Source organism: Spirillospora sp. NPDC048819 (assembly GCF_040650055.1).
Lineage (GTDB): Bacteria > Actinomycetota > Actinomycetes > Streptosporangiales > Streptosporangiaceae > Spirillospora.
Window position 1 is genome coordinate 452,846 of sequence record NZ_JBEZGN010000002.1, and the last position, 16,187, is coordinate 469,032.

17 protein-coding genes are annotated in these 16,187 nt (G+C 71.8%); 7 read left to right on the forward strand and 10 right to left on the reverse strand.

The features are described from left to right. Positions 1-76: 76 nt before the first annotated feature. Genes AB0C35_RS05180 through rimP form a run of 3 tightly spaced genes read right to left on the reverse strand, consistent with a single transcriptional unit; the run spans position 77 to position 2,199 of the window. Positions 77-418 (reverse strand): YlxR family protein, encoded by a 342-nt coding sequence (locus tag AB0C35_RS05180; protein WP_358450817.1) that lies wholly within the window; start codon positions 416-418, stop codon positions 77-79. Further along, positions 384-1,433 (reverse strand): transcription termination factor NusA, encoded by a 1,050-nt coding sequence (nusA, locus tag AB0C35_RS05185; protein WP_358451115.1) that lies wholly within the window; start codon positions 1,431-1,433, stop codon positions 384-386. The genes AB0C35_RS05180 and nusA overlap by 35 nt, the downstream gene beginning before the upstream one ends. Before the next feature lie 25 nt (positions 1,434-1,458). After that, positions 1,459-2,199 (reverse strand): ribosome maturation factor RimP, encoded by a 741-nt coding sequence (gene rimP, locus AB0C35_RS05190; protein WP_358450820.1) that lies wholly within the window; start codon positions 2,197-2,199, stop codon positions 1,459-1,461. Between the two features lie 213 nt (positions 2,200-2,412). Here rimP and AB0C35_RS05195 point away from each other — a divergent pair, with 213 nt between their 5' ends. The 3 genes from AB0C35_RS05195 to AB0C35_RS05205 all read left to right on the forward strand — a co-directional run bounded on the left by AB0C35_RS05195 (position 2,413) and on the right by AB0C35_RS05205 (position 5,002). Next, on the forward strand, positions 2,413-3,396 hold the full coding sequence (locus tag AB0C35_RS05195) for a DUF4439 domain-containing protein (protein ID WP_358450823.1): 984 nt from the start codon (positions 2,413-2,415) through the stop codon (positions 3,394-3,396). Positions 3,397-3,474: 78 nt separating this feature from the next. After that, a complete protein-coding gene (locus AB0C35_RS05200) occupies positions 3,475-3,792 on the forward strand; it encodes a hypothetical protein (RefSeq protein ID WP_358450826.1) in 318 nt (105 codons plus the stop codon). A gap of 145 nt (positions 3,793-3,937) precedes the next feature. Continuing rightward, entirely contained in the window at positions 3,938-5,002 is a 1,065-nt protein-coding gene (locus tag AB0C35_RS05205) for an SAM-dependent methyltransferase (RefSeq protein WP_358450829.1), read from the forward strand. Here the strand turns inward: AB0C35_RS05205 and AB0C35_RS05210 are convergent. Next, positions 4,999-5,694: an HAD family hydrolase gene (locus tag AB0C35_RS05210; protein ID WP_358450832.1), complete on the reverse strand. Its 696-nt coding sequence runs from the start codon at positions 5,692-5,694 to the stop codon at positions 4,999-5,001. The two genes, AB0C35_RS05205 and AB0C35_RS05210, sit on opposite strands and share 4 nt — an antisense overlap. 120 nt (positions 5,695-5,814) lie before the next feature. Between AB0C35_RS05210 and AB0C35_RS05215 the strand changes: the two genes are divergently transcribed. The 3 genes from AB0C35_RS05215 to AB0C35_RS05225 all read left to right on the forward strand — a co-directional run bounded on the left by AB0C35_RS05215 (position 5,815) and on the right by AB0C35_RS05225 (position 9,155). Beyond that, a complete protein-coding gene (locus AB0C35_RS05215) occupies positions 5,815-7,371 on the forward strand; it encodes a hypothetical protein (RefSeq protein ID WP_358450835.1) in 1,557 nt (518 codons plus the stop codon). Positions 7,372-7,501: 130 nt separating this feature from the next. Continuing rightward, complete coding sequence (locus AB0C35_RS05220) at positions 7,502-7,771, forward strand: hypothetical protein (RefSeq protein ID WP_358450838.1); 270 nt, start codon at positions 7,502-7,504, stop codon at positions 7,769-7,771. Between the two features lie 160 nt (positions 7,772-7,931). After that, the gene (locus AB0C35_RS05225) at positions 7,932-9,155 is read left to right on the forward strand and encodes a lysylphosphatidylglycerol synthase transmembrane domain-containing protein (RefSeq protein ID WP_358450841.1); all 1,224 of its coding nucleotides are present in this window, start codon (positions 7,932-7,934) and stop codon (positions 9,153-9,155) included. Between the two features lie 10 nt (positions 9,156-9,165). Here the strand turns inward: AB0C35_RS05225 and AB0C35_RS05230 are convergent, their stop codons facing one another. The 6 genes from AB0C35_RS05230 to AB0C35_RS05255 all read right to left on the reverse strand — a co-directional run bounded on the left by AB0C35_RS05230 (position 9,166) and on the right by AB0C35_RS05255 (position 15,255). After that, positions 9,166-10,392, reverse strand: a complete 1,227-nt coding sequence (locus AB0C35_RS05230) for an ROK family transcriptional regulator (protein ID WP_358451117.1) — start codon at positions 10,390-10,392, stop codon at positions 9,166-9,168. Continuing rightward, a complete protein-coding gene (locus tag AB0C35_RS05235; RefSeq protein ID WP_358451119.1) occupies positions 10,392-11,150 on the reverse strand; it encodes an ATP-binding cassette domain-containing protein in 759 nt (252 codons plus the stop codon). Before AB0C35_RS05235 ends, AB0C35_RS05230 begins: the two co-directional genes overlap by 1 nt. A 199-nt stretch (positions 11,151-11,349) precedes the next feature. Beyond that, entirely contained in the window at positions 11,350-12,633 is a 1,284-nt protein-coding gene (locus AB0C35_RS05240; protein ID WP_358450844.1) for an ABC transporter permease, read from the reverse strand. A gap of 11 nt (positions 12,634-12,644) precedes the next feature. After that, entirely contained in the window at positions 12,645-13,430 is a 786-nt protein-coding gene (locus AB0C35_RS05245) for an ATP-binding cassette domain-containing protein (protein WP_358450847.1), read from the reverse strand. Between the two features lie 116 nt (positions 13,431-13,546). After that, positions 13,547-14,626 (reverse strand): substrate-binding domain-containing protein, encoded by a 1,080-nt coding sequence (locus AB0C35_RS05250; RefSeq protein ID WP_358450850.1) that lies wholly within the window; start codon positions 14,624-14,626, stop codon positions 13,547-13,549. 332 nt (positions 14,627-14,958) lie between these two features. Next, positions 14,959-15,255, reverse strand: coding sequence for a hypothetical protein (locus tag AB0C35_RS05255; protein WP_358450853.1), 297 nt, complete (start codon positions 15,253-15,255; stop codon positions 14,959-14,961). A gap of 227 nt (positions 15,256-15,482) precedes the next feature. Here AB0C35_RS05255 and AB0C35_RS05260 point away from each other — a divergent pair, with 227 nt between their 5' ends. Then, the gene (locus AB0C35_RS05260) at positions 15,483-16,148 is read left to right on the forward strand and encodes a hypothetical protein (RefSeq protein ID WP_358450855.1); all 666 of its coding nucleotides are present in this window, start codon (positions 15,483-15,485) and stop codon (positions 16,146-16,148) included. Positions 16,149-16,187: the final 39 nt, after the last annotated feature.

Here is a 16,187-nt window from a genome sequence, read left to right on the forward strand (position 1 = left end):
CCGGACCGTCGCTAACTTGCCGTACTCATCGCGGCGTGCTCATCGAGCGCTCATAGCAATCTCGACCTGCTTCCGACTAGACGTCGCTTACCATTTGGCCATCCTGCTGCCGCGCGGCGCGGGCCGCAAGCCGCGCTCGCAGCGCACCGGCGTCGAGCGGCCCCGGAACGCGGAACGCCCTCGGGAACGCCCGACGTCGCTCTGCGAGCTCGAGGCACGCCGGATCGGGATGCAGATGCGCACCCCGTCCCGGCAGCCGCCCACGGGAGTCGGGGACGATGACGCCCTCGACCACCACCAGGCGCAGCAAGTCGGACTTGGCCGTGCGAACCCGGCAGCCCACACACATGCGTATAGGAGCCGCCCGGCCACGTTTCATGAGTCTACCGCGCCGACGCGTCGGCGGGGCCGGTCGCATGCGCCTCCGGGGAAGAAGATCCGGTTTCGCCCGTCTCGGCCGCCTTCGCGGCCGTCTGCTCCGGCTCGGTGTCGGACCGGATGTCGATCCGCCAGCCGGTCAGCCGTGCGGCGAGCCGGGCGTTCTGGCCCTCCTTGCCGATGGCGAGCGACAGCTGGTAGTCGGGCACGATCACCCGGGCGACCCGGGCGTCCGCATCGACCACCTCGACTGAGGAAACCCGCGCGGGCGACAGGGCATTCCCGACGAACTCCGCGGGGTCCTCGGACCAGTCCACGATGTCGATCTTCTCGCCGTGCAGTTCGGCCATCACGTTGCGGACCCGGCTGCCGAGCGGGCCGATGCAGGCGCCCTTGGCGTTCACCCCGGCCTTGCGCGAGCGCACCGCGATCTTGGTGCGGTGGCCGGCCTCGCGGGCGATCGCCGCGATCTCCACCGTCCCGTCGGCGATCTCCGGGACCTCCAGCGCGAACAGCTTGCGGACGAGGTTCGGATGCGTCCGCGACAGCTGGATCGACGGCCCGCGGTGGCCCTTGCGGACCTGCACCACGTAGGCGCGCAGCCGCTCACCGTGGTCGTAGCGCTCCCCGGGCACCTGCTCCTGCGGCGGCAGGACGGCCTCGATCTTGCCGAGGTCGACGAGCACGTTCCGCGGGTCCTTGCCCTGCTGGATGATGCCGCTGACGATGTCGCCCTCACGTCCGGCGTACTCGCCGAACGTCAGCTCGTCCTCGGCGTCCCGCAGACGCTGCAGGATGACCTGCTTGGCGGTGGTCGCCGCGATGCGCCCGAAACCGGTCGGCGTGTCGTCGTACTCCCTGAGTGCGTTGCCCTCCTCGTCGGTCTCGGTCGCCCAGACCGTGACGTGCCCGCTCTGCCGGTCCAGCTCGACGCGCGCCTTCGGCGCAGCGCCCTCCGTCCGGTGGTAGGCGATCAGCAGGGCGTCCTCGATGGCCTTGACGGCCACCTCCAGCGAGATGTCCTTCTCGCTCTCCAGGCCCCGAAGGGCGGTCATGTCGATGTCCACGAGGTTCCCCCCTCTAGTCCGGCTCAGCCGGAGAACGCGTTCCCTCGGCCGGCGCGGCGGGCTTGAACTCCACCTGCACACGGCCGCGCCCCAGCTCGCCGAGGCCGAACCGGCGCCGCACCGTCTCCGGCCCGGACGCCTTCGACCCGGCGGTCCCTTCTCTCTGGGCAGACGATCCCCCAGACCCCCCGGAGGGGGTTTCGGACCCAGCGGACTTGCCGCCGCCCTTGGCCCCGGCTCCCTTGCTCCGGCGCTTCTGGACGACGTCGATCTCAACGGCCTCGTCGTCGGCCGCGACCACGCGGCCCTCGATCTGGCCTCCCTCCGTCAACGGGGCGACGACCAGCCGGCCGACGGCGCGGCGCCAGTGCCGCGGCTCGGTGAGGGGACGGTCGACGCCGGGTGAGGTCACCTCCAGCACGTACGGCGAGGCCCCCATGACGTCGGACCCGTCGAGCAGCCCGGAGGCCGCCTCGCTCAGCCGGGCGATGTCGTCGAGGCCGACGCCGTCGTCACCGTCCACCACGATCCTGACGAGCCGGCGGCGCCCGGCGGGTCGCACGTCGATCTCCTCCAGGTCGAAGCCCGCCTCGTTCACCGCGGGCGCCAGCAGCCGGTTCAGCTCGGCGATGGCGGCGTCACGCGCCGGGCGCGCCGAGGCGTGGTCGCGCCCGCCCTGGTCGCTCCGGCCCCGGGGACGCCTGCTCTGATCGCGCCTCCCTTGAGCGCGGCCGCCGTGGGACTCGACGCTCATGGGCCCCTCCCTCTGTTGTTTCCGCCTGCGGTCGCGGCGTCGCCGCTCGTCCGTTGACACCTCAAGACTATCGACAGCCGGGGACCGCAGCGGTCTTTCGGACGGCTCACCGGCGCGGCGGATATGGAATGCTTGAGCTGGCCTGATGGACATGTCCGGGGATCGGGACCACAGCGGGCCACCGCCACCACACCATCGGGTGAGGAGACTCCCTTGCCAGAGGCCGTGCCGCGCCTGCCGGAAGCGGTGTCCCGCCGCGCGCTGCTGGGCCGCGGCGCCGTGCTGGCCGGCTCCGCACTCGCCCTGCCGTGGGCGGCGGGCTGCGCCGCCGAGACCGTCCCGCACAAGGACGTGCCGACGCTGGTCGGCGCGATCGCGTCCGAGCAGAACCTGATCGCCGCCTACGAGGCCGCCCGGTCCGCTAACGCCGCGCTGGCGGGACGCCTGGGGCCGGCCCTGGCCCATCATCGCGAGCATCTCGCCGTCCTGAAGCGCCACTACGTCCCCGGTTCGGGTGACCGGGCCGGCGAGGGCGGCACCATCCCGCCCCCCAGCGCCGCCCCGGTTCCGGACGGGAACGCGGCCCTCGCGGCCCTGCGCAAGGCGGAGGACCGGGCGGCGAAGGCGCGCAGGGCCGACGCGGCCAAGGCGGATCCGGGGCTGGCGCAGCTGCTGGCCAGCATCGGCGCCTGCGAGGCCGGTCACGCCATGTGGGCCTCGGGCGAGACTCCGCCCGTCCGGTCGAAGTCCGGCGCCGAGGCGCTTCGGACGGCGCTGTCGGCTGAGCACGCCGCCGTGTACGGGTACGGGGTGCTCGGCTCCCACCTGCGCGGGTCGCTCCGGCAGACCGCGAAGGCCGTGTGGGACGCCCACCGCGCCCAGCGCGACGAGCTGATCTCGATCCTGGCCGGGGAGCCGGTGGCCGCCGCGGCCGCCTACGCGCTGCCGGTCAGGGTCGCCACGGCGCGCAGCGCCGCTCAGCTCGCGGCCGCCCTGGAGGACGACCTGGTCCCGGCCTACGTCGGCCTGGCCGGCGTCTCCTCCCCCGACCTGCGCGCCTTCGCCGCCGACAGCGCGCAGCGGGCCGCGGCCCGCTCGGCGGCCTGGCGTTCCAAGGCGGGCGCCGCGCCGCCGCCGGACGCGTTCCCCGGACTGCCCCCCTCGGCGCTGTCACCCCGTGCCGCACCGGGTGAGTGATCTTCCGCACGCGGGGAACGAAGCGCCCGATTGATCGCGTTAGTCCCTATTACAGGGGATCACTCGGGGGAGGAGTCCATGACCACCGCTTCACAGGGAAGTGCTCTCGACGAGCTGCGGGCCGCCTACCACGAACAGCTGACCCGGCTCGCCGAAGAACGCGACGCGGCGCGCAGGCAGGCGCGCAGGGCTCAGGCCCAGGCCGATGTGGCGCAGGCCGATCTCGCCAGCCTGAAAAGCAGCGTCCGGGAACTGCTGACGGCCGCCGCCCGGCACCTTCCCGACCTGCCGGCACCGGACGCCCCGGCCGCTCCGGAGCTCCCCGCCGCCCAGCGGGCCCTGCCTTCCGCCTCGGCCGCCCCCGACGGCGGAACACGGCCCGCCCAGGCGGCCTGACCCCGCAGAGACGGCCGGAGGCCGCCGGGGCGACGACCGATCCCGGCGGTCTCCGCTGTCCGGGCCGCCACTGTCCGGGCCACCACTGGCTGTGCCGCACGGCGTGTGTCGCGGCTGTCGGCGCCGCGACTGTAGGGTCGCGCAAATGACCGCGTACGGCCTTCTCGTCTCGCCCTCGCACAACCGGGTCTATGCACAGGCCGCCGCCGACCTGGTGAAAGCGGAACTGACGGTGTTCAGCGAACGGGCACTCGGCGGGCGCGTGCACGACATCCGGGAGACGGCGATAGGCGGCGTCCCCTACGTCACGTTCTGCGCCGACGACCTGGCGGAACAAGACGTCCGCCTTCTGTCGAACCTTTCGTCGCTCTACGCGCTGTTCCAGATCGAGGACGACCTGCTCCGGCCGGTCATGCTCCAGCCCCTCGACCTGTTCGGCAGTGACCTGCTCACCATCCAGAAGTACTCCGGCAAGACCAACGAGTACTTCACCAAGCTCCTGCTGAACGTCACCGCGATGGCGACCGACTCCCCGATGGACCTCGTCACCGGCCGCCCCCGCGTCCTCGACCCCATGTGCGGCCGCGGCACCACCCTCAACCAGGCCATGATGTACGGGCTGGACGCGGCCGGAATCGACATCGACGGCAAGGACTTCGACGCCTACGCGGCCTTCATCAAGACGTGGCTGAAGAACAACCGGGTCAAGCACCGGGCCGAGATCACCACCGTCCGCCGCGAGAAGGCCGTCCTCGGACGCCGCCTCCACGTGACGCTGGGCGCCTCCAAGGAGCTCTACAAGGGCGGCGAGACGATGGAGATCACGGTCGTCAACGCCGATTCCCTGGGGGCCGGCCGGTTCTTCCGCCCCGCCGCCTTCGACCTGATCGTCACCGACGCCCCGTACGGCGTCCAGCACGGCAGCCGCCCCAAAGGCGGGCAGCCGGGCCGCAAGGGCAGGCCGCAACTGTCCCGCAGCCCGGTCGAACTGCTGGCGGCGGCCGTTCCCGAGTGGGCACGCCTCCTGCGTCCCGGCGGCGCGATCGGCATCTCCTGGAACACCTTCGGGGGCCGCCGGGAAGACCTGGCGGACATCCTCACGTCCAACGGCCTCCGGGTCCACGACTCCGACGCCCACCGGGGCTTCCGCCACCGTGTGGACCAGGCCATCTCAAGAGACCTGATCACAGCCCAGAAGCCGCCCGGTTAAATCCAGCGTTCCACGTGTGGGAGCAGTTCGCTCAGGTCGCGGATCAGGGCGTCGGGCGGGGTGAGCCCGGGGCGGTCGAAGGCGTGGGTGGTCTGGTGCCAGATCTGGACGGCGCGGAGCCCGGCGGATTTGGCGCCGTGGATGTCGTCGTAGGGACGGTCGCCGACGAAGACGCAGGAGGCGGGGTCGGTGGCGCCGACGGCGTCCATGGCGGCCTGGAACGCGTTGGCGTGCGGCTTGGTCCAGGGGATCTCGCTGGAGTAGACGGCGCCGTCGAGCAGGCCGAGGACGTCGTCGCGGGCGAAGACGCGTTCGTGCCATTCGCGGGTCCAGATGGTGTTGGACAGGACTCCGATCCTGATGCCGCGTTCGCGGAGGGCATGGAACAGGCCGGGGACGGCGGGGTCGGTGTGGGTGTGCGGGGTCCACGTCTCGAAATGGGTGTCGAGGAGCGCCTCGGTGGGCTCGACCCCGGCCATCTCGAACGCCTCGGCCAGCGTGGCGCTGCGGTGCTCCTCGGTGCCGCGGCGCCACAGTTCCAGTTCCGCGGCGGCGAGCGCGGCGGCGGCCCTCTCGACGTCGTCCGGGGGGAGGTGGGCGGAGCAGATCGCGCGCCACATGTCGGCCAGTTCGAGGTCGTGCCACGGGGTCAGGGTGCCGCCCCAGTCGAAGATCACAGCTTGTACGCCCATGCCCGGATCGTAACCATCCGGGCGCGGGGAACGATCACCTCTTTACGCGGTGGATCGTCCCGGACGGCGCGACCGGGCCACCTACGTCCGTCTAGGAGCCCTGCCGTCTAGGAGCCCTGTATGCGCAGACCCCTGCTCGCCGCCCTCTTCTCCGTCGCCCTGTCCGCCGGCATGGCCGGCGCCGCCGTCCCGGCGGCGGCGGACACGATTCCCGACGGCCCCGGCCGGGGCTTCGTCCCGGCCTACATCGGCGGGCCCGCCACACCGAAGCCGCTGGAAGGACGGCCCATTCCGGCCAATCCGCACCAGGGGCCGGTGGGGCTCTCGTCCATGCACGCCGACAGCTATGCCTCTGACACGTACCCGTTCATGGGTCCGCTGGGGCGAAACCCCGAGGTGCTCAACGAGGCGAAGGGCGGCGGCCTGCCCGGGCTGTGCTCGACGGTGACGTTCGCACGCAGCACCGGCCTGATCGTGGCGCAGTGCACGCGCGGGCAGAACTTCGTGCTGCGCCTCATCGACCCGAAGACGCTGAAGGACCTCGCCACGTACGACCTGCCGCCGCGACCGTCCACCGTGGAGGCGGTGTTCTCGCTGAGCCTGGACAAGGTGTTCACCGACACCTCCGGCGGCGCGTACTACTACCTGGACCCGCAGGACCGCGCCGTCCTCGCGGATTCGGCGTTCCACCTGCGGCGGTTCGCGCACGAGAAGGGTCCGGATGGCAAATGGCGCTTCAAGGTGACCGACGACTGGGATCTGAGCAAGTACCTCCCGCACGACTGCGCCACGTGGACGAACCCGTGGCCGAAGGGTGAATGCGACCCCATCACCGCTGTCGGGCCGGACTGGGACGGTCTCATCTGGTGGATCACGCGGAACGGGCGGATCGGCACCGTCGACCCCGGTTCCGGCACGGTCCGGATGACGCGGCTGCCGGGCGAGAGCGTCCAGAACTCGTTCGCGACGGCCGAAGACGGTGTGTCGATCGTGTCCGACCACGCGCTCTACCAGATGCGGGCGGACGAGAACGGCACGCCCGAGGTCATCTGGCGCCAGCCCTACGACCGGGGCAGCGGACGCAAGCCCGGTCAGATCGACCAGGGTTCTGGGACGACTCCCACGTTCTTCGGTGACGGCTACGTGGCCATCACCGACAACGCCGACGACCGCATGCACATCGTCGTCCGCCGCCGGGACGACGGGGGGCTGGTCTGCCAGATCCCCGTGTTCGGCAGCGGCGCGAGCGCGACGGACAACACGCTCGTGGGGTACGGCGACAGCCTGTTCATCGAGAACAACTACGGCTACCGCAACTTCTTCGAGCTGCCGCCGGGAGGGTCGACGGTGGGCGGGGTGAGCCGGGTGGACGTGAAGCCGGGCGGGAGCGGCTGCGAGACCGTCTGGACGAGCGAGGAGCGGTCGCCGTCCACCGTCCCCAAGGTCTCCGTCCCCGCCGGGCTGCTCTACCTCTACACGAAGGAACCGCGCAGCGACTTCATCGACGCCTGGTACTTGACGGCGGTGGACGTCCACACGGGACGCACCGTCTACAAGGTGCTGACGGGCACCGGAAAGTGGTTCGACAACAACTGGGCGCCCATCACCATCGGCCCGGACGGGACCGCGTACGTGGGCGTGATCGGCGGGCTCGTCGCGGTCCGCGACCGGGGGTAACCGCGGTCCGCGACCGGGGGCAGCAGCGGTCCGCGGCGGCCGGTGGCCGCGGTCCGCGACCGGGAGTAGGCCGCCGGTCAGCGGGGATACCGGTCCGATCAGCGAAACCGATCCGGACCGTGGAGGAGGCATGAGGGCACGCAAGCCCGGTGAGACCCGCGACTTCCGCGAGGACATCGACGACATGGGAGACAACGATCAGGACGATGAGATCGGCCTGACCGAGGAGTACGTGAACGACCCGCCCGAGGACCTGACGATCGAGGAGCCGGCCCAGAGCCGGGACGGGCTGGGCATCACCGACTACGAGCGGCAGACCGCCGAGGAGGGCGAGGACGAGCGGCCTCACCCCGACACGGCCGCCGAGTCCGACGCGGTGAACCCCACCCGCAGGCCCTGAAGTCACCGCGGCGCCCGCACCGGATGCCGGAGCGGGTGCCGCGGGGGTTTTGTGACGCGTGTGGCATGGGTCGCTTGGCGGTTCGTTTTCGTGCCGCGGGGAATGTCATAGCCGGGCCATAGGTTGCGCAAAGCGGGCGAGCTTGCGAGGTGACCGGGACATGGACGAACCAGTCACGGCACCGCACCGCCCGCGGGCCGCCGTCCCGCGCCTCCCGTTCGAGGCGGGCGGCGAAGACGCGGGAGGCGACTCGATCCCGGACGCGCCGGCGCGTCCATGGTGGCGGCGGCGGGCGGGCCCGCTCGTCCAGGCGGCGCTGCTCCTGGCGGCCCTCGCGGCGTTTCCGCTCTACCGTGACGAGCTTCCCGACCTCGGGGCCGTCTGGTCGTCGGCCGGGCACGCCGATCCCGGCTGGCTGGCCGCCGTCGTCCTCGCCGTGGCGGCTTCGATGGGCGCGTTCGCCCGCCTCCAGCGACGCCTGCTGCGCGTCGGCGGCCTGCGGATGTCGCAGCGCCGCGCGTTCGCGATCACGTATGCGGGCAACGCGCTGTCCACGACGCTGCCGGCCGGGCCCGCGGTGAGCGTCGTCTACACGTTCCGGCAGTTCCGCCGCGGCGGCGCGTCGCCGCGGCTCGCCACGGCGGTGATCCTGGCGGGCGGCGTGATCACCACGACGGCCTACACGGTGGTGGGCCTTGCCGCGCTGCTGGCCGATCCGCACACACGGGGGCCGGCGTCGATCGCGCTCGCCGTGCCGCTGGTCCTGGCGGCCCTGCTCGTCCCCGCTCTGCGCCGGCCACCGGTGCGGGCCCTGGTCGCGGCGCCGCTGCGCCGCGCGCACCGCGCCGCGCTGGCCCATCCCAAGGTCGCCCCGCATGCCCGGCGGCTCGCCGAGATCCCCGAGACCCTCCGCCCGACCCGCCGCGACTGGGCCGCGCTCATCACGCTCGCGCTGATGAACTGGGTGTTCGACATCCTGGCGCTGCTGTCGGCGGCGCACGCGGTCGGTGTCGACGTCAGCCCGAACAGCGCGGCCATCGCCTACTTCGCCGCGCAGGCGGCGGGCAGCCTGCTGCCGCTGCTGCCCGGCGGCCTCGGCGCGATCGAGAGCAGCATGGCCGCCTCGCTGGTCGCCTTCGGCGCGGCGCTGTCGCCCGCCGCCGCGGCCGTGGGCCTCTACCGGCTCGTGTCCTACTGGGCCGTGGTCGCCGCCGGCTGGATCGCGTGGGCCGCCCTGCACGAAGGACCACGCCTCCCCGCCCACGTCAGGGCTCGCCTCACCGGGGCCGGACGCCTGGTCCTGGACGGCATGACGGCGTTCGCGCTCGCCACTCCGTACACCGCCGTCCCCCTGCCCGGCCCAGCCGAGGCGCGCCGCCCGTAGCCGGCGGCGGCTAGACGGTGGTGTCCTCGGGGGCTCGCAGGCGGGTCAGGACCTGGACCGGGTCGGCGAGGACCTCGGCGAACGCGAACTCGGCGGCGCCGACGAGGGTCGTGTCGTCGCCGAGGGCGGCGGTGCGGAGCTTGACCTTCTCGCGGGGGGCCGCGAGGGCGCCGGTCGCGAGGACGCTGCGGATCTGCGCGGCGGCGCCGAGGTAGATGTCGCGGAGGGTCCCGCCGAAGATGACCAGGCCGGGGTTGAAGACGTTGACGAGGTTGGCGACGCCGAGGCCGAGCCAGGTGCCGACCCGGTGCAGCGCCTCCCGCGCGACGATGTCGCCGGCGTCGGCGGCGGCGACGACGTCGCGGACCGCGTCGCGGCCCGCCTGGTCGGGGATCTCCTCGCGGCCGGCGTGGGCGAGCAGCGTCCGCTCCCCGACCTCGGCCTCCAGGCAGCCCTTCGACCCGCAGGCGCAGCGCCGCCCGCCCGGATTGATGATCATGTGCCCGATCTCTCCGCCGAAGCCCTCGTCGCCGCCGAGCAGCCGGCCGTGCGCGATGATGCCGCCGCCGACGCCGACGTCGCCGTGCAGGTAGATGAGGTTGTCGCAGCCGACCCCGGCGCCGCGTTCGTGCTCGGCCAGGGCTCCGAGGTTGGCGTCGTTGCAGACAGAGACGGGGATGCCGAGGCCGAGGCGGCGCGACAGGGCGTCGCCGAGCCGCAGTTCGCCGATGTCGAGGTTGGGCCCGAACATGATCGTGTCGTCGGAGCGGCGGACGGTGCCGGGGAAGCCGAGCGTGGCGCCGACGCACACGGCGCCGCGTTCGGCCTTGCGGACCAGGGAGCGCGCCCCCGCGACCAGCACGCTGAGCAGTTCCCCGGAGTCGGAGTCGCGGGCCCGGACGCCTTCGCGGCGGTCGAGGATGACGCCGCCGAGCCCGACGCGCGCGACGACGAGCCGGTCGACGCCGACCTCGAACGCCAGCACGTACACCCGGGTGGACTCGGGCCGGACGACGAGGGACGGGCGTCCCGCGCGGCGGCCGGGACCGCGCGGCAGCTCCTCGCGGACGAGGCCGGCGCCGGTGAGGTCGGCGGTCAGCGCCATGATGGTGCTGCGGTTGAGGCCGAGGGACTCGGCGAGCGTGGCACGGGACGCCGGCCCGCGCAGGTGCACGAAGCGCAGGAGTGTCCCGAGGTTGTGGCGCCGGATGTCCTCTTGTGATGGGCCGCCCTTCATCATCGGCGCAGCCCCAGGTCTCCGCTGACGCCGGAGGTGATCAGCTCGACGACCTGCCGGTGGGTGATGTCGGCGGTCCTGACCTGGGCGACCGTCCGGCCGAGGTACAGCGCGGCGATCCGGTCGGAGACCGCGAAGACGTCGTTCATGTTGTGCGAGATCAGGACGACGGCCAGGCCCTTGTCGGCGAGCCGGCGGACGACCTCCAGCACCTGCTGGGTCTGCGCGATGCCGAGCGCGGCGGCGGGCTCGTCCAGGATCACGACCTTGCTGTCCCACAGGACGGCGCGGGCGATCGCGACGGTCTGCCGCTGCCCGCCCGACAGCGTCGCGACCCGCCGCCGGACCGAGCCCATCGTGCGGACGGCGAGGCCGGACAGCGTCGTGCGCGCCAGCTCCTCCATCGCGGACTCGTCGAGGGTGAGGCCGCGGCGCTGCTCCCGGCCGAGGAAGAGGTTCTGGACGATGTCGAGGTTCTCGCAGAGCGCGAGGTCCTGGTGGACGATCTCGATCCCCAGGCGGGTGGCCTCGCGGGGGCTGCCGACCCGCACCGGGCGGCCCTCGAAGCGGTACTCCCCCGCGTCGAACTGGTGGATGCCGCCGATGCATTTGATCAGGGTCGTCTTGCCGGCGCCGTTGTCGCCGACGAGCGCGGTGACCTCGCCGGGGTAGGCGGAGAACGCGACGTCGTGCAGGACCTTCACGGAGCCGAAGCTCTTTTCGATACCGCGCAGATCCAGGGCTGGCGTCACTGACATGCCGAGGGGCTCCCACCGTGCCGCACCGCCGCCGCGCGGCAGGCGGGCCTGGTCAGCGAGAGTATCAGCAGCGTTCTTCGCCCCGAAACCGCCCGACGGCCCGCGCGGGCCGTCGGACAGGGCCGGGGAGCCGATGGCGCGGGCCACCGGCTCCCAGGCGTCCCCGGCCGTGTTCACGGGATCACCGCTCCCACGCGGGTCACCGCCCTGCGCTGGATCGCCGGCGTCTGGCCAGCGCGTCCATGCTGGCGGCGAGCAGCAGCACCACCCCGGTGATGAGGAACTGGAGGTAGGCCTTGGTGCCGAGCAGGCCGAGCCCGTTCTCGATGGTGGCGATCACGAGTCCGCCGAACACCGCGTCGCGGGCCTTGCCCCGTCCGCCGAACAGGCTCGTCCCGCCGATGACGGCGGCGCCGACCGCGTACAGCAGCGTGTTCCCGGCGCCCGCGTCGGTGGCGACCGAGTTGAGCCGGGACGCCGCCACGATGCCGCTGATCGCGGCCAGCCCGGAGCCGATCATGAAGACGGAGATCCGGATGCGGACGACGTTGATGCCGGCCCGGCGGGCGGCCTCGGCGTTGCCGCCGACCGCGTAGATGTGCCGGCCGAAGGAGGTGCGGCCGAGGATGAACGTGCACGCGATCAGCAGGGTGCCGACCAGCGGCACACCCCACGGGATGCCGGCCAGCTTGATCAGCGGGCTGGGCGCGCGGTCCAGGCTGAGCACGTAGGTGGCGCCCAGCAGCACCACCGCGACGATGGCGGACTGCCCGAGCACGAACTCGATCGGCTTGGAGTGCAGGTTGCGGGCGTGCTGGCGGCGCCAGCGCAGCAGCTGCGTGGCGGCGTAGCCGGCCGAGCAGGCCGCGGCGAGCGCCCAGCCGAGCCAGATCGGCATGTTCCTGGTGGCCAGCGCCACGATGACCTCGTCGCGGACGGGCACGGTGCCGCCCTCGCCGATCAGCCACAGCGTGATGCCCTGCAGCCCGAGGAAGAACGCCAGCGAGACGACGAACGAGGGGATCCGCAGAATCGCGACCAGCCAGCCGATCGCGGCGCCGATGATGATGCCGGCCGCCACTGCGCTGATCACCGCGACGTACCAGGGCTGCCCGGCGTCGACGAGGAGCTTGGCCATCACGGCCGCGCTGAGGCCGCTCGCCACACCCGCCGACAGGTCGATCTCGCCCACCAGCAGGACGAACACCAGGCCCATCGCGAGGATGGTGATGGGCAGCGCCTGCGTGGACAGGTTCGCGATGTTGCCCGTGCTGAGGAACGTGTCGGGCTTCAGGATGGTGAACAGCGCGAACAGCGAGGCCAGGCCGAGGATGGCGGGCAGCGCCCCGAGCTCACCGGCCTTGAGCTTGTGCCAGTAGTCCAGCATCGCGGACTTCATGTCGTGCTCGCGCCGGTCGGTCGCGAAGTCCGAGTCCGCCAGCTTCACGGCGGCCTCCTTGCCTTTGGGGATGTCGGTGGACACCTGGTCCCCCTTCAGATGCTCTCGGCGGCGGTCTGCGGCGCGAGGCCGAGATCACCGGAACGGCCGGCGGTGATGAGTTCCACGACCTGGCCGTGGGTGACCTCGGTGCGGGCGACGTCCGCCGCGACCCGGCCGAGGTAGAGCGCGGTGATGCGGTCGGCCACCTCGAACACGTCGTTCATGTTGTGCGAGATGAGCACGACGGCGTGCCCGGTGTCGGCGAGCCGCCGGACGAGGTCGAGCACCTGGCGGGTCTGCGCGACGCCCAGCGCGGCGGTGGGCTCGTCCAGGATCACGACCTTGGACTCCCACAGCGCCGCCTTGGCGATGGCGACGGTCTGCCGCTGCCCGCCCGACAGGCTCGAGACCTGCTGGCGGACGGACTTGACGGTGCGGACCGACAGCCGGGCGAGGGTCTCCCGTGCCGCCTCCTCCATCGACGGCTCGTCCAGGACGATGCCCTTGCGCCGCTCGCGGCCGAGGAACATGTTCTGCACGATGTCGAGGTTGTCGGCGAGGGCGAGGTCCTGGTAGACGACCTCGATGCCGAGTTCGGCGGCGTCCCGCGGCCCGTCGATGGTGACCGGGCGGCCGTCGAACTCGATCTGCCCCGAGTCGATGGGGTGGATGCCGGCGATGCACTTGATCAGGGTGGACTTCCCCGCCCCGTTGTCGCCGACGAGAGCCATCACTTCGCCCAGCCGCACCGTGAAGTCCACGTTGTGCAGCACATGGACGGCACCGAAGCTCTTGTTGAGCCCGGTCAGGCGGAGGACGGGGTCTCCGTTGTCTGCCACGTGTTTCCTTCCAGGGTTCAGGTCATGCCCGTGGCGGGCCCCAGGCGTCCCGGGTTTCCGGGTACCCGGGGCGCCTTCAGCGGTACGGGGCCCGCCACGAGGTCAGCGGGGGGCGACTACTGGATGCCCGCTTCCTTGCACTTGGCGGCGTAGGCCCCCTTGCAGAGGTCCGCGACCTTGACGAACCCGTCGTCCACGACCTGCTTCATGTTCTCTTCGTTGACGCCGATCGGGGTCAGCAGCACCGACGGCACGTCGCGCTTGCCCTCGGGGTCGTTCGTGGTGCCGTTGGTCTCGCCCTTCTCGCCCTTGATCAGGGAGACGGCGAGCTTGGCGGCGGCCTCGGCCTCCTTCTTGACCGGCTTGTAGACCGTCATGCACTGGGTGCCGTCGAGGATGTTCTGCAGGCCCTGCACGGTCGCGTCCTGACCGGTGACCGGGACCTTGCCGGCCTGCTTGTTCTTCTTGAGGATCGAGACGACCGCGTTGCCGAGGTTGTCATTGGCGGCGAGCACGCCGTCGATCTTGCCCTGCTGCTCGGTCCACATCTGCTCGAAGATCGTGGCGCCCTTCTCGGCGCTCCACTCCGGCACCGCCTGCTCGGCGACCTTCGTGTAGTTGGCGTTCTTGTCGAGGATGTTGTGCGAGCCCTGGGAGAACAGGGTCGCGTTGTTGTCGGTCGGCGCGCCGTTCAGGTAGACGATGTTGGCCTTCTCGTCACCGAGGCACTTCTGCAGCCCCTTGCCCATCTCCTCGCCGACCTTCACGTTGTCGAACGACACGTAGTAGTCGGCGACGCCGCCGAGCGTGAGCCGGTCGTAGTCGATGGTCTTGACGCCCTGCGCCTGCGCCTTGCGCTGGACGGCGGCCGCGGAGCTGGAGTCGAGGCCGGTCACGAGCAGGACCGTGACGCCGCTGGTGAGCATCTGGTCGGCGATGGTCTGGAACCGCTGGGCCGAGCCCTCCGCGTTCTGGATGTCGCTCTCGACGCCGGCGGCCTTGAACGCCTGCTGGAGGTAGGGCCGGTCGAAGCTCTCCCAGCGGTCCGACGAGGCGGTGTCGGGCAGGATCACGCCGACCTTGCCCTTGACGTCGCCGGAGGCACCGGATTTCTCGGAACCGTCGTCCCCGCATGCGGTGAGACTGAGCGCCCCGGCCGTCATGACGGCCATCAGGCTGAGGATCCCCTTGCGCATTGCCCGGGTCCTTTCTGGGGTGGGCCGCCGTTGGCGCGGCCGGGGGGTCGCCAAGCCGGTGAGCGAGATCACACGTCCACCGGCGTGAATGTTGTGCCCCGCAACTTATGTCGTGCCCGCCCGTCACGCCAGACCTCTCGGGAGGTGATTTGTTGTGGGGCGTAACAATCACGTAACGCGAGATCAACATGGGGAAGAGCACGATAGGCGGGGCACGGGCGATGAGGCGCGGCGGGCGGCGCCGTCCCGGCCGGGACGGCGCAGTATGTTCGGCGGCTCAACATTCACGCCGGCGCACGCCGGGGCGGCATGAGGTGACCACCCCGGCCTCTTCAGCAGGCGGCGAGGACCATTGCGACCCGGTCGGCCGCGGTGGTGACGTCGTCGGCGGCGGCGATCCGCTCCGCCCACGACCACCAGTACCACCAGCCGTCCGCGCCCTGCTCCGCCAGGATGTTCTCCGTGAGGGCGGACGCGTCCGGATTCAGCACGTGCAGGCTCGGAGACTGGCCGCGGGGCAGGGTGAGACGCACCCGGAAGCCACGCTTGACCAGCTCGTCGCCGAGTTCTTCCAGATATTCGATCCGCGACTTCGAAGGCGCGGCGGTTCCCGTATCGTCAGGCGTCATCCTCAGTTCCTCACGGACTCCGCGCGGCCCGACGAGAACCCAGCCTCCCGCTTCACCCGCCCGGGTGCAAGCACATGCACTTCGAGCCGGTCAACCGGGTTGCGGCGATGCGCGGCCGAGGGGCCGCGCGGTACGGCCGTGGCAGGCGGCCCGCGTTTCGGAGGTCCACGGCACCCTATCCGGGATATCTTGCGCATAGCACACGTGCCGGAGCATGGGGGGCGACGATGACGGTTGGTGCGGGCGGAGACCCGGGACCCACTCCGGTCTTCGGTGTGGAACCGCCCGGCGGACCGGGAATCGGCCAGGGAACCGGCCAGGGCGGCGCGCCGGGGAATGCGCCGGGCACCCGGCCGGCGCCGGGCGTGGCCACCTGGCACCGGATCCACTACGCGGTCGGCGTGTTCCTCATCGCGTACGGCATGACGGGCCTGGTCAGCGCGGTGCTGCTGTGGGGCGACCGGCAGGACGAGATCGAGGGCTACTTCGGGTCCGTCCCCGCCGCGGCCGTCCTGACCGCGGTCAAGGTGATCGAGCTGGCGCTCGTCGCCTCCGCCGTCGTGGGGGTGGCGCTGCGCCGGGACATGCTCTTCGTGCCGCCGATGGCCGGCTGGATGGCGGGATTCGCCATGTTCGCCGTCCTGGACGTCTTCACGGCCAGGTGGGGCGGGCTGATCGAGCACCTGCTCTATCTGGCGGCGTTCGTCGTCCTGCTGTTCCTGTCCTACGGGCTGAGCGCGAAGGCCCAGCTCGCCAACGCGCCGAAGGACGACGGGGACGCCGTGTCCGACAGCGGGAGGCGGCTCACCCGGACGCAGGAGTTCGCCCTCCAGGCGATCAACCGGGCCGCCGCCCTCACCGGGCCGCGGCCCCGCCCCGAACGATCCGACTGATCTTGGCAGATCTTGCCCTTGGTGGGCCCCCCGTCCGGT